This is a genomic window from Flavobacterium sp. RNTU_13 (assembly GCF_046614455.1).
GTDB lineage: Bacteria > Bacteroidota > Bacteroidia > Flavobacteriales > Flavobacteriaceae > Flavobacterium.
Window position 1 is genome coordinate 730994 of record NZ_JBKJHB010000002.1, and the last position, 14137, is coordinate 745130.

Annotated in this window: 9 protein-coding genes; all 9 read left to right on the plus strand. The window is 40.6% G+C overall.

The genetic code is table 11. The features are described from left to right. Positions 1–199: 199 nt before the first annotated feature. Positions 200–1450: an FAD-dependent oxidoreductase gene (locus tag ACLI08_RS08240; RefSeq protein WP_411427994.1), complete on the plus strand. Its 1251-nt coding sequence runs from the start codon at positions 200–202 to the stop codon at positions 1448–1450. Positions 1451–1779: 329 nt separating this feature from the next. Beyond that, on the plus strand, positions 1780–3312 hold the full coding sequence (locus tag ACLI08_RS08245; RefSeq protein ID WP_411427995.1) for a DEAD/DEAH box helicase: 1533 nt from the start codon (positions 1780–1782) through the stop codon (positions 3310–3312). A 2-nt stretch (positions 3313–3314) separates the two neighbouring features. Further along, positions 3315–4421, plus strand: coding sequence for an AI-2E family transporter (locus tag ACLI08_RS08250; RefSeq protein ID WP_411427996.1), 1107 nt, complete (start codon positions 3315–3317; stop codon positions 4419–4421). Between the two features lie 135 nt (positions 4422–4556). Then, positions 4557–5039, plus strand: coding sequence for an ankyrin repeat domain-containing protein (locus ACLI08_RS08255; RefSeq protein WP_411427997.1), 483 nt, complete (start codon positions 4557–4559; stop codon positions 5037–5039). A gap of 25 nt (positions 5040–5064) precedes the next feature. After that, the gene (locus tag ACLI08_RS08260; RefSeq protein ID WP_411427998.1) at positions 5065–7230 is read left to right on the plus strand and encodes a catalase; all 2166 of its coding nucleotides are present in this window, start codon (positions 5065–5067) and stop codon (positions 7228–7230) included. A 374-nt stretch (positions 7231–7604) separates the two neighbouring features. Beyond that, positions 7605–7901, plus strand: coding sequence for a putative quinol monooxygenase (locus tag ACLI08_RS08265; protein ID WP_411427999.1), 297 nt, complete (start codon positions 7605–7607; stop codon positions 7899–7901). A gap of 102 nt (positions 7902–8003) precedes the next feature. Continuing rightward, positions 8004–8684 carry a type 1 glutamine amidotransferase domain-containing protein gene (locus ACLI08_RS08270; protein ID WP_411428000.1) on the plus strand — a complete coding sequence of 227 codons (681 nt, stop codon included), beginning with the start codon at positions 8004–8006 and terminating at the stop codon, positions 8682–8684. Between the two features lie 122 nt (positions 8685–8806). Further along, positions 8807–9949 (plus strand): L-dopachrome tautomerase-related protein, encoded by a 1143-nt coding sequence (locus tag ACLI08_RS08275; RefSeq protein ID WP_411428001.1) that lies wholly within the window; start codon positions 8807–8809, stop codon positions 9947–9949. Positions 9950–10260: 311 nt separating this feature from the next. Then, on the plus strand, positions 10261–14137 hold a 3877-nt coding region (locus ACLI08_RS08280; RefSeq protein WP_411428002.1), incomplete at its 3' end, for a hypothetical protein.

Sequence of the window (14137 nt, forward strand, 5' to 3'; positions counted from 1 at the left end):
TCTTAGTTATAAGGCTGTAGTTTTTTCTTGAGTCTCATTTTGCAAGCCCTTACACTCTGTGGCGAATATTTCCAGAACTTCGGCTATATATTTTACATGATTATTTAAAAACTCGTTACCCTCCGCGCCATTATTTGTTGGTATAAATTCGTTTAAAGTGTAAATTTGTTTTTGTGTAATCTTTTAAGTTATTTAAACTATGCTGAAAACCCCATCTGTATGTATCATTGGCGCTGGAGCAGCCGGTTTAGTGGCTGCTAAGGTGCTGGAAGAAAGTGGCTATACGCCATTAGTGCTTGAGGCCGACGCTAAAATTGGAGGGCGTCTTAAAACAGACATCATTGAAGGATACGCTCTTGATCATGGGTTTCAGGTACTTTTAACCGCTTACCCGGCGGTAAAAAAATACCTGGATTTAGGCAGTATGAAGCTAAATTATTTCCATCCGGGTGCCGTGATTTTTAGCGGAGGTAAGCAGTCTGTAATGGGCGATCCCTTACGGCAGCCCTCCATGTTGTTTAAAACATTATTGTCTTCTGCTGCTACCGTAAAGGATAAGCTTTTAGTATACCGTCTCACGAATCAGCTTAAGGCAAAGAGTATTGAGGCCATATTCGCCTCGCGGGAAGTTTCAACTTTAGAATACCTTAAAAGTTATGGCTTCAGTAATGTAGTGATTGAGAAATTTTTCAGGCCCTTTTTCGCAGGTATTTATCTTGAAGATAAACTCTCTACTTCATCCAGAATGTTTGAGTTTATTTACAAGATGTTTAGCCAGGGTAGTGCAGCAGTGCCCGAAAACGGAATACAGGACGTTGCGCAGCACCTTGCTAATTCTTTAAAGAGATCTATTATAAGAACAAACGCAAGCGTGGTAAAAATAGATAAGGAAAATAACAGTATTTACTTGCAGGATGGCGATGTCATAAAATCTGATTATATTATTGTAGCCACAAATTGCGATAAATTATTGCTTGATTTCAAGACACAAGCTACTTCATGGAAAAAATGTACTACGCTATATTTTAAAGCGACAAAACGTGTAAGTAACTCTCAGCTCATAGGCTTAGTAACAGATCCGGAGGCATTAATAAATACAGTTTCCTACGTGCCGGGAATTGTACCTAAGGACGGCAGCGATGTAATGATTTCGGTCACTGTAGTTAAGGATAATACCTTAGATGACAATGGTCTGGTGCAAAGATCCATTGCCGACCTTGAAAAGTTCTGTGGTTTTAGTAATCTTAATTTTGTAAAGCTTTATCATATTAATAAGGCATTGCCTGAGATAAAAAGCGTATCGTACATTCCTCAGAATGTTGTGTTTTCTAAGTCCATTTTTGTTGCTGGCGATGCATTGGCAAATGGTTCTTTAAGTGCCGCGTTACTTTCCGGAGAGGAAGCTGCAAAAGCACTTATAAATCATCATCTATCGGTTGTTAATGGTTAAAATGTAATACGCACATTTTGTTTTTCAAAAAACCATCATAATTAAAAACATATATACTTTGGTGTCTATCCTTTGAATTATGATGGCTTTAATTTTTTATATCAAATAAAATTGTCTGATATGTGTAAATGTATTTTGTCATATTTGTATTTTACTGCCTATAAGTAGCTAAGCGACTTTGATACTCGCATCGTTACAAATCGGACGCTTATTTTTATGTAATTTTCTTATTTTAGCAAAATTTATGAATATTCTTTAAAAATTTAATATTTATTTACCGCTAGCGTTTTTTGGATTAAGCTAATTTGGTGCTTTAATCTTACAACATCATGGACGCTATGATTTCGGTTCCGGTCGCAGTTAAAACAAAAAGACCAATTGCTCTGTATAATCATCAGCAAGAAGATATAGACAACTTATTTAAACATTTATACGATTCTCCGCAACCATCGCGCTTGTTGTATCAACTCCCTACGGGTGGCGGCAAAACGGTTGTTTTTTCAGAGATTGCTAAGCGATTTTTAGAACAAAACAATACCAAGGTTATTATCCTTACCCATAGAAAAGAATTATGTACCCAAACCTGTAGTGCCTTAAAGCGCATTGGCGTATCGCCAAAAGTGCTTACCAGTACTGTAAAGGTAATCAGGGGGAAGTATCAGTGTATGGTTGCCATGGTAGAAACCTTAAAAAACAGAATCAAATCCGGTCAGTTTAATGCCGCAACGGTTGGTCTTGTTATTGTAGATGAGGCGCACCATAATTCTTTTCACAAGCTTTTAGGTAAGTTTAGTAATGCCTGTGTAATAGGTGTTACCGCTACGCCGCTAAGTTCTGATACCAATTTACCGCTTCGCGGTCATTATGACACGCTGATTACGGGTTCACCTATAAGTGCACTTATCGAACAGGGATTTTTAGCCAAGCCAAAGATATGGCGGTACGATGTAGAGCTTCAATCGTTACAAACAGCTCCACATGGTGATTTTACCGTAAGCAGTTCTGATTTGCTGTATTCCTCTAAGGCTATGTTAGAGTTACTGCTTCATGCATACAAAGAGCATTCGCTTAACCGTAAAACGCTGATTTTTAATACAGGTATTGTTACTTCGCGCCTGGTATGCCAAGTGTTTAATGATGCCGGTTACGCCTGCAAACATCTTGATAATAAAACGCCTGATGCTGAGCGCATAGAAATTCTTAAATGGTTTAAAAAAACAAAAGGGGCTATACTTACTTCTGTATCTATACTAACCACGGGTTTTGATGAGCCTACAGTTCAAAGCGTGATTCTTAACAGGGCCACCAATTCTCTTACCCTATACCATCAAATGATAGGCAGGGGAGCGCGGAGGCTGCCCCAAAAGAAGCGGTTTACCGTAATTGATTTGGGTAACAACACAGACCGTTTTGGCGAATGGGATGCACCCATGGACTGGAAATACATATTTGACCATCCGGATGAGTTTAATGCAGGTTTGCACGGCCATAGCGATTTTGATAACCACACAATTCCTCCACAGCTAAGAGCAAAATTTCCTAACAGTCTTGAAGTGGGGTTTGATGTTGTAAGTGCCTATGAGCAGGCGGTAGCCTCCGGCGCAAAAGTAAAGACCGTATTGCGCGACTCTATACGCCAGCATGCGCTAATGTGCGCTGATAATGCCGATACCGTAAGTGCAGCAATGGAACTTGCATCAATGCTGGATAAGGAGGTGCAGTGGAGGGTAAAACAATACGCCAAATGCCTGGATAAGGTTACAAAGAACTATACCGAATGGCTACAGGAAGACTATAAAGCCAAACTACGCTCTCTTACCCAAAGAATTATGCAACGCCGACTTAGGGCACAATTAAATTAAACATGAAAAAATCTGTAAGACCATTACCTTTTTATGCCCGCTTTGCCCATATACTTTTTATTATCATTGCTGTTATTGCTATATGCTACGCCGGCCAGGGAATTTTATCTCCCATACTGCTTTCATTACTTTTTGCCATATTGCTACGGCCTGTGGCAGCATTTTTAAACGAAAAGCTGAAAATACCAAATGTAATATCTTGCCTTTTGGCAGTATTTGTGTTTGTAGTGTTTTTTGCTGCAATTTTTTATTTTATTACCTATCAGGTAGCCGATATGGCCGATGACTGGGATAAAATAAAGAGTAACCTGCACAACCACTATAGTAACCTGCAATCGTATGTGCAGGATACATTTCAGCTTAGTAAGCGCGAGCAGGATAAAATGGTTTCAAAAGCTACGTCGGGCTCCATGGAAACGGGTAAATCTGTAATGGGGAGTACATTGGCCTCATTTACTGATTCTTTAATGAACATGATACTTATACCCATTTACACGTTTCTTATATTACTTTACCGTACTCATTTTCTTAAGTTTTTATGCAAGCTATTTGAACCAAAACACCATCCAAAGCTTGAAGATATCCTTAATACAATAAAGACTTCTGTTCAAAGCTATATCCGGGGGTTGCTGTTTGAGTTTGCCATAGTTTCTGTACTCACTGCATTAGGTTTAATGATAATAGGGGTTAAGTACGCCATATTACTGGGTGTAATAACAGGACTGCTTAACCTTATTCCGTATATAGGCATTCTTATTGCAGGTGTGCTAACCGTAGCAGCATCATTAACAGGTAATAGTGACCTTACAATACTTATAGGAATTATAGTTGTAAACGTGGTGGTACAGTTTGTAGATAACAATGTTTTAGTACCTATTGTAGTAAGCTCTAAGGTAGAAATCAATTCTATAGCATCTATTGTTGGTATAATAATCGGTGGGGCTATTGCCGGAATTTCGGGAATGTTCCTGGCCATACCGTTAATGGCTATCCTCAAGGTAATATTTGACAGAATAGAATCACTGGAACCGTGGGGCTATCTTTTAGGGGATGATTTGCCAAAAACATTTTTTTTAAAAAGACCGAAGAAAAGTGAAGCAAACAGTTAATTAGTACTGGGTAGCATTATGCTAAATGGTGTAGCGGTACAAATTGTAACAGATATATACACAATAATTTAGCATTATTTTGGGGAACTGCTGTAACGAGGTTTTGTACATTTAGAAGAATAACACATCAAAACCATGAATGATATTACAAATGCTTTATTCTCTGCCTCACGGCAGGGCAACGTACCGGTTCTCCATGAAATATTTAAGCTTATTTCAAATGTAGACGTTAAGGATGAACGCGGATTTACTCCATTAATCATTGCAGCCTATAACAACCAGCCAGAAGCAGTTAAAGCACTTATATATGCCGGTGCCGATATTAACTTAACTGATAACAGTGGCAACACGCCGCTTATGGGGGCCTGCTTTAAAGGATATGCGCATGTTGCCAGGGTGTTAATAGAAAACGGCGCAAACATGAATGCGCAACACGGTAACGGAGGTACAGCATTAATGTTTGCGGCTATGTTCGGGCGAAATGAACTGGTAGATATACTTTTAGAGGCCGGGGCAGATGCCACAATTACAGATTTTAGGGGCTTTACTGCTAAAGACCTCGCCGCTCAGCAGGGAAATGCTGCAGCTATTGCTAAACTACAACAACTCACTGCTTAATACACACCTTACAAAACCAAAACAAATGAAAAAAAGTAACACACCTAAAACCGATAACGCTAAACTTCGGGATCTGGAAAAAAACAGGGAATACAGCGATGGGCAATACATAACTACAGACCATGGCGTTAAGATAAATAATGATCATAATTCGTTAAAAGCAGGCGAAAGAGGGCCGTCTTTACTGGAGGATTTTATAATGCGTGAGAAAATCACCCATTTTGACCACGAGCGTATTCCGGAGCGCATTGTGCATGCACGCGGGTCTGGTGCCCATGGATATTTTGAATCTTACGGTAATGTATCAGACTACACTAAAGCAGCATTTCTTAATAACACTGCCACTAAAACGCCCGTATTTGTACGTTTTTCTACCGTTGCAGGATTTCGCGGCTCTACAGACCTGGCAAGGGATGTAAGAGGCTTTGCAATTAAGTTTTATACCCAAGAAGGTGTTTTTGACATGGTGGGTAATAATATCCCGGTATTTTTTATACAAGATGCCATGAAATTTCCAGACCTTATCCATGCTGTAAAACCTGAACCTCATAACGAGATACCTCAGGCGGCTTCTGCGCACGATACCTTTTGGGATTTTATATCATTAATGCCAGAATCTATGCATATGGTTATGTGGGCAATGAGTGACAGGGCCATTCCGCGTTCTTACCGTATGATGGAAGGTTTTGGTATTCATACCTTCCGCTTTATAAATGCAGAAGGAAAGTCTACCTTCGTAAAATTCCATTTGAAGCCAAAACTGGGTACTCATGCTGTAGTATGGGATGAGGCTTTGAAAATTTCGGGCAACGATCCTGATTTTCATCGACGCGACCTTTGGGACAACATTGAAATGGGTAACTTCCCTGAGTGGGAATTTGGCGTTCAGTTAGTAGCCGAAGAAGATGAGCATAAGTTTAACTTTGATATTCTTGACCCCACCAAATTGATACCTGAAGAATTAGTGCCCGTTACACCTATTGGTAAACTGGTACTTAATAGAAACCCGGATAACTTTTTTGCTGAAACAGAGCAGGTTGCTTTCCACCCCGGGCATATAGTACCGGGTATAGATTTTAGTAATGACCCCTTATTACAAGGCAGGTTGTTTTCATATACAGATACGCAGTTATCAAGGCTGGGTAGCCCTAATTTCCATGAAATCCCTATTAACCGCACCATTGCCCCAATGCATAACAACCAGCGTGATGGGCACATGAGGCAGGAAATAAATGTAGGGCGTGTAAGCTATAGCCCTAATTCGCTTAACGATGGTTACCCGGCGCAGGCCAAGGAAGCCGAAGGAGGTTTTGTAAGTCATTATGAGCGTATAGAGGCACACAAAGTTAGAGAACGTAGCGAAAGTTTCTCGGACCATTTTAGCCAGGCTGCCTTATTTTTTAACAGCCAAACAGAGCCTGAACAAAATCACATTATTAAAGCACTACGTTTTGAGTTAAGCAAAGTAGAAACTGTAGCCATACGCGAACGCATGTTAGGGTTGCTAAGCAACGTAAGTGCAGAACTTGCTACGAAAGTTGCCTCCGGTTTGGGTATAGCGGTTCCAAAACAACCACAAAAGCCCATGAACCATGGGATAGGTGCAGATGCTGATCCTAAAAAACACGAGCCAAAGCCTATTGACACAAGTTATAAAAACAGCGATGCGCTTAGTATGGTTAAAAATCCTACTACCACAAACAGTATAGAAACAAGGCAGGTAGCATTTTTGTGCGCAGATGGTGTAAGCGAAAAATCGCTGAATGCCCTTAAAAAAGCGTTAGAATCAAAGGGCGCAGCCGCTAAGATTGTGGGGCCTCATGCAGGGAGCATTACGGGAGATGCAGGAACTGAAATTAAAGTTGATTTCGCTTTTTTCTCTTCATCTTCGGTACTTTTTGATGCTGTATTTGTACCTGCTGCTAAAGACAATAGTCAACTAACTGAAAATGATAACGTGATAGAGTTTATTAACGATGCTTACAGGCACTGCAAGGTTATTGGTTTTGATAACGGTTTAAACGACCTCATTAAGGCCACAACTATTGGTAATAAATGGAATGACGGAAAAGATAATTCGCTTCCGGGCATAATAATAAACAATGGAAATGCTAAGTCTTTCACCGATGATTTTACCACCCAAATGGGCAGGCACCGTATATGGGAGCGTGAACCTAAAATAAGCGAATAATATAATTATGTAATTTTTTTAACCCGGTTGATTTACTGCTAATAGTGGTGATTCAACCGGTTTTTTGCTTTTAGGTCATAGACGCTATGTTCACTTGGCGAAGCGGAATTAAATTGTATTTTCGTGTTTAAAGATTTGATTATTAAGTATCTATGTGTATCTCTTGTTTTCCTTGTTGTGTGTAAATGGATCTTTTGTGTGACATACCTCACACAAAACTTTTGACTTACCTCCTGTGGCATACCGATACGCCTGCCTAATTTTGTCTTGTAACTATTAGCAAAATATACAAGTATGCTACAGCATGCTTTGTATGCTTAAAATTGCTGTAAATAAGTAAAAATAGATTGATTAAACATACCAATAAATAAGATATGAAAACTATAAAAGTTCTTGCAAAATACGCTATTAAACAAGGGAAGATAGAGGAGTTTAAAAAACTGTTTGCTCAAATGGTAGCGGACACCGTAAAGGAGCCGGGTAATTTGATTTATCGTTCGTATTCAGACGTTACAAATGAGAACAACTTCTTTATTTATGAAGAATACGCAGATTTAGAGGCTCTTGAGTGCCACAAAAATAGTCCGCATTTTAAAGAAATTGTTATTAATGGCATACTGCCACTACTGGAAACCAGGGAAGTATTTCAAATAGAAGAAAATCAGTTTTAAACAGCTTGTTACCTCATTAACTAAAAGTAAATGATGTTACTGCGAGTTACATTTTGCTATTGAGGGTTAATAAAAATACTAACATATATTAAAAACAGAACAATGAAAAATAAGGTTTTATTTGTGGTTTCGAGCCACGACAAAAAAGGAAACACAGGCGAAAGCACAGGATATTATTTATCTGAAGTTTCTCATCCATGGGAAATACTTCACAATGCGGGTTACGAAATAGACTTTGTGAGCCCGAAAGGAGGCACACCTCCGGTTGACGGCTTTGACTTAAGCGACGAAGTGAACAGGAAGTTTTGGGAAAACGAGGAATATCATGCAAAAATTAATAACTCCATGAAGCCATCTGAAGTGAATCCGGACAATTATGTAGCTATACATTATGCAGGAGGCCATGGTACCATGTGGGATTTTGCCGATAATGCAGAACTTGCAGAAATAGCACAGAAGATTTATGAAAACAACGGTATAGTAAGTGCTGTGTGTCATGGTCCGGCCGGATTGGTAAATATTAAACTCAGCAACGGTAAGTACCTGGTGGATGGTAAAAAGATTAACGCATTTACTAACGAGGAGGAAATTGCAGTAAAACTAGAACATGTGGTTCCGTATATGCTGGAAACTACTCTGATAGACAGGGGTGCGATTTTCGAAAAATCAGGTCTTTGGCAGCCACACGTTACTGTAGATCAACGCGTTGTAACCGGTCAAAATCCTCAGTCAGCTCACGGGGTAGGAGAGGCTGTATTGAAAGAAATTCAAAAGCTTCAATAAAATAAATTCTATAATAAAGTGTAATAAACATGCCGCTCAATATTCGCAGCGGCATGTTTATTACAGCTATCTTAATATTGTTTTTAAGTTGTGTAACTTGCTACAAATAAAATTTAAACTGTATGAAAATCAAATTAATAGAAGTAGTATCTGTTATTTTGTTAACACTTACTGCGTGTAACAACAAAGCTAACCAGGATGCTGCAAAACCAGATACCTATAGCGACACTACTGCTGTTAAACCAAAAGAAGCTGTTCTGGAAGAAGTTTACAAAGACAGTTCTTATCAGCTTACCGGGGTGGCGGTCGCTGCAAATGGTCGTTTGTTTACTAATTACCCGTATTGGCTGGACAATCATTTGTATTCGGTAGTAGAGATTAAAAATGGTAAGCCCGTTCCATATCCTGATTTAAAGTGGAACAGTTTTAAGAAAGGCGAAGATGGTTCAGGTAAATTTGTTTGTGTACAGGCAGTAGTGGCAGACGATAACGGATATTTATGGATTGTAGATGCAGCCGGGATAGGCCTGGGGCCCGTTTATAAAAACTCAAATAAAGTTTTAAAAGTAAAACTGGCTGATAATACTATAGAAAGGATATACAAATTTCCTTCAAACATAGTTCCTGCAGACAGCTACATTAACGATATCAGGATTGACAATAAAAATGGTTTTGCGTATTTAACCAGTTCATCTAACGGTGGCATCGTAGTACTTAACACCACTTCCGGCGAATCCCGCTTTGTGTTGCACGAATCGTCTTCGGTAAAATCAGATCCGGCTTATCGTTTCTCTTTTTACGGAAAAGAGCTAAAAAAGGCAGACGGTAGTATCCCAAAGATAAACTCAGACGGTATTGCGCTTTCACCAGATAAGGCATGGCTGTATTACAAGCCCCTTACAGACGACAAACTTTACAGGATTAAAACCGAACTTTTAAGAGACTTTACCACGCCTTATAAGGTAATTTTAGAGAGTGTTCAGGATTTGGGACACTTTGTAACAACAGATGGTATGGAGTTCGATGATAAAGGCAATCTATATTTTGGAGATATTGAAAAAAGCAGCATTGTAAAAATTACTCCTGATTTAAAGATGCATACATTAGTAACAGATACTGAAAAATTAATATGGCCAGACAGCTACAGCATTTCAAAAGATGGTTATCTGTATGTTTCTGTCTCTCAAATCCAGCTAATGCCATGGTTTAATAACAACGTAAACAAAACAAAGAAGCCTTACTCAATTTTGCGTTTAAAAATCTAAACCTAATTATTACATCACATTACTTTACGGCAGAGGTAGCCTTTGGCAGCCTCTGCCGTTTTATTTAATCAGTTTATACGGTATTGCAGAAATTGTTTTGCGTTAAACCATGAAAGGGTAGGAGGTATAAACTTCCTAATTGACCTCAATTAGGAAGTATCATAAAAAGTTAATTTATGTTGATCAATTATTAGTAAAAGATGTTAAGATTGTAGAAAGTTGTTATCGCAGCGTAACAATACACAAGCATAGGTATTTTGCAGTTCACTTAATTAAGTTATCTTGCGAGCCGAAAAATCAACCATTTACACATGAGGCAACTATTACTCTCGCTATTTTCATTGCTAATTACGATTTGCGCTTATTCTCAAAAATCTGATTTTGAGGCATATACCAATAAAATCCCGGATCAAGGTCTGCTTTTTATGGAAAACAACGGACAGGTTGCAGATAATAGGAACCCAGCAAACAAGCTGTGGGGAAGCTATTTCGGATCTACTGGTACTGATGTTATAAGCGATGGATTTACAGACAATGGCGGAAATACATATGCTGTAGGTCGCAGCGTTGTTAGCAATAATTCTTATGATGCTACCGTATCTAAATCAAATGATCCTACTTGTGGTACGCCGGTTGAGGTTGCTGTACTTGTAACATCGCCAACAACGGCAAATTTAAGTTGGCTTCCTAATCCATACAGCAGGCCTACAAACTACCAGTATCATGTAAGCACATCGGCAACGCCACCGGCATCTGGTACAACGTTGTCAACCATAACCATAAATAACTTTGTGCTTACTGCTGGTGTTACATACTACCTGCATGTGCGCTCTAATTGTAATGGCACGTATAGCGATTGGGTCACATCTGCTCCGTTTAGGGGTGCTGTTGTGGCAGATACCTGTAGCACAGCCATAAATCTTGCTACATTATACAGCCCTTATTATGGTACTACTGTAGGCGCCAGTAACGACTACAGTATAGCATGTGCAAACGGCAACAGTTCCCCTGATCAGTTCTTTTATATAGATGTGCCTAATGGGGCTACTATAGTTATTGGGCAAACATCTAACAACTATGATTCTGAAAACTATATGGGCTATGGCGGATCTTGCCCTGGTACTACACGCATTGCCTGTTTTGATAACGACGATATACAAAACATAACCTGGACAAACAACACAGGAAGCCAGCAAAGAGTGTATTGGGTACAAGATGGTTATAGCCCGGCTTCGGCCGCAGGCCGATATACGCTTGAATGGTCATTAACGGGGGCTACATCACCATGCGGTACACCTACAGCATTAACAGGTGTAGCTACATCTAATACTACTGCAAATCTTAGCTGGACGGCCCCGGCAAGCAGTACACCTACAGGATACCAGTATGCGGTAACCACCTCTTCTACGCCACCTACAAGTGGTATTAATATTACTGATACTTCGGTAATAAGCTATGTTATAACCCCGGGCGTTAAATATTACCTGCACGTGCGCTCAAACTGCAACGGTGTATATAGCGCATGGGCAACCTCGGCACAGTTTTTTACACCACCTCCACCGGGTGATACGTGCGATACGGCGATTAACCTGGCAACACTTACAAGTCCGTATTCCAGCACAATTACTGGTGCTTATAACAATAATTTCCCTATAGATTGTACGCTTGATGGACCTGATTTGGTATACTACATAGATGTGTTGCACGGTCAAACCCTGGTTATCGGCCTTACCGCCAGAGGCGGTTTTGATGCACACAATTACATGGCTTACGGAAACAGCTGTCCGGGTACTACGATTATTTCATGTTATGATGATCCGGATATACACACTACAACTTGGACTAATAGTACAGGAAGTACTCAAAGGGTGTACTGGATACAGGAAGCATTTTCTGCAACAAGTGCAGGAGACTTTACCCTTACCTGGAGCCTAACAGGCGGGTGTGCACCGCCTACAAATCCAAGAACATTATCTATGACCTATACTTCGGCCAACCTTTACTGGACGGCTCCGGAAGTAAGTACACCTACTGGTTATGAGTATGCGGTAACTACATCATCTACACCCCCGGCAAGTGGCACGCCTACTACCGCTACCACTATAAACAATTATAATGGTCTTGTAGCTTTTGAAAACTATTACCTGCATGTGCGTACAAATTGTAACGGCAGTTATAGTTCATGGGTTACTTCACCTGTATTTATGGGTGCCACTTATGGAGATTTTTGTTCAAATGCCATAGATCTTTCTACGTTAACAAGCCCTCATACCAATACTACTGCAAATACCTCGGCAAATACCCCTACGGTAGTATGCGATGGTAATGTTAACAATTCAAAAGACCTATATTACTACATATATGTTCCTAACGGAGCCACGCTTAACATAGGGCAAACATCAAATGACTATGACTCTCAGGTTTCTGTTCAATACACCAGCGATGCCATGTTTTGCCCGGGATATAACAGTATAGCCTGTTTTGATAACCCTGATATACAAACCATAACATGGACCAATACTACCGGAAGTACACAAATTGTATACTGGGTACAGGGTGGCCGTATTTCTACCGAAATGGGCAATTTTACTCTTGCCTGGACGCTTACCGGAGGCACCACCGCGTGTAATCCTCCTGCAACGGTTACCGCTACACCAACATCGCCTACAACTGTTAATCTCAACTGGGCGGCTCCAACTACCGGTACACCAACAGGCTATCAATACGCAGTAACCACATCGGTTACGCCACCTGCAAGCGGCACTGCTACAACCTCAAGATCTGTTACAGGGTACTCTATAACGGCAGGTACTACATACTATTTACATGTACGCAGCAACTGCAGTGGTAATTATAGCTCATGGACAACCTCAGCACCTTTTACGGGTACTGCTCCATGTGCGGCGCCTACAAGTCCGTTTGCAACAGTAATAACGCCAACAACAGCTAATCTGGCATGGGTAGCATCAATTACAGGAAACACATCCGGCTACCAATATGCCGTAACTACATCGTCAACACCACCGTCAAGCGGCACAGAAACAGCTAACATAAACGTTTTGGACTATCCGATTACGCCTAATACCGATTACTACCTGCATGTACGCAGTAATTGCAACGGAACGTATAGCTCATGGGTAACATCAACGGTGTTTAGAAGTACAGCTCCAATATGTAATCCGCCAATAAATCTTACCGCAACTGTTACGTCGGCCACGGCAGTAAACTTAAACTGGCAGGCGCCAACGTCTGGAGTACCTACAGGCTATCAGTATGCGGTAACAACATCGTCTACGCCGCCGGCAAGTGGAACTGTTTCACCCGGGACATCGATTACAGGCTATGCTATAACAGCAGGAACCACATACTATTTGCATGTGCGTACCAATTGCAGTGGTAACTATAGCGACTGGTCAACATCTGCTCCTTTTGTAGGTTCATCAGTAGTTTCTGGCGATGCCTGTTCTAATGCCATTAACCTCGCATCAATTACAAGTCCTTACAGTGGTACCACAGCAGGTGCGTCAAACGATTATACATTTACATGTGCGGCGACAACAACGGCACCAGAACTTTTCTTTTATATAGATGTTCCTAACGGAGCTACATTAAATATAGGCCAGACGATTAATGGCTACGACTCTCAAAATTATATAGGCTACGGTGGTTCATGCCCCGGCACAACGCGTATAGCCTGCTTTGATGACGATGATTATACACCGGTTACATGGACCAACACAACGGGCAGTACACAAAGAGTATATTGGGTACAGGATGGCTACCAAAGCGCTTCGGGTACTTTTACTCTTGCATGGAATTTAAACATACCGTGTACTACGCCGGCCCCTACAGCATCGGCACAAACATTCTGTAACGGTGCAACGGTGTCTAACCTTGTAGCAAACGGAACTTCAATAAAATGGTATACAACTGCTACAGGCGGCACGGAGTTGGCAACAACTGCCGCGCTTGCAACAGGTACGTACTACGTATCGCAAATACTTAACGCTTGTGAGAGCACAAGAACAGCAGTGAGTGTAACAATAAATACAACTGCTGCCCCAACAGTATCGGCACAGACCTTCTGTAACGGAGCTACAGTAGCAGGATTAACTGCAAACGGTACCTCATTAAAATGGTACACAGCTGCTACAGGCGGAACGGAGTTGGCAACCACTGCCGCTCTTT

Bases quoted from the DNA above. Each gene is read 5' to 3' on its own strand.
- ACLI08_RS08240 (WP_411427994.1), top strand. From the start codon at position 200: ATGCTGAAAACCCCATCTGTATGTATCATTGGCGCTGGAGCAGCCGGT.
- ACLI08_RS08245 (WP_411427995.1), top strand. From the start codon at position 1,780: ATGGACGCTATGATTTCGGTTCCGGTCGCAGTTAAAACAAAAAGACCA.
- ACLI08_RS08250 (WP_411427996.1), top strand. From the start codon at position 3,315: ATGAAAAAATCTGTAAGACCATTACCTTTTTATGCCCGCTTTGCCCAT.
- ACLI08_RS08255 (WP_411427997.1), top strand. From the start codon at position 4,557: ATGAATGATATTACAAATGCTTTATTCTCTGCCTCACGGCAGGGCAAC.
- ACLI08_RS08260 (WP_411427998.1), top strand. From the start codon at position 5,065: ATGAAAAAAAGTAACACACCTAAAACCGATAACGCTAAACTTCGGGAT.
- ACLI08_RS08265 (WP_411427999.1), top strand. From the start codon at position 7,605: ATGAAAACTATAAAAGTTCTTGCAAAATACGCTATTAAACAAGGGAAG.
- ACLI08_RS08270 (WP_411428000.1), top strand. From the start codon at position 8,004: ATGAAAAATAAGGTTTTATTTGTGGTTTCGAGCCACGACAAAAAAGGA.
- ACLI08_RS08275 (WP_411428001.1), top strand. From the start codon at position 8,807: ATGAAAATCAAATTAATAGAAGTAGTATCTGTTATTTTGTTAACACTT.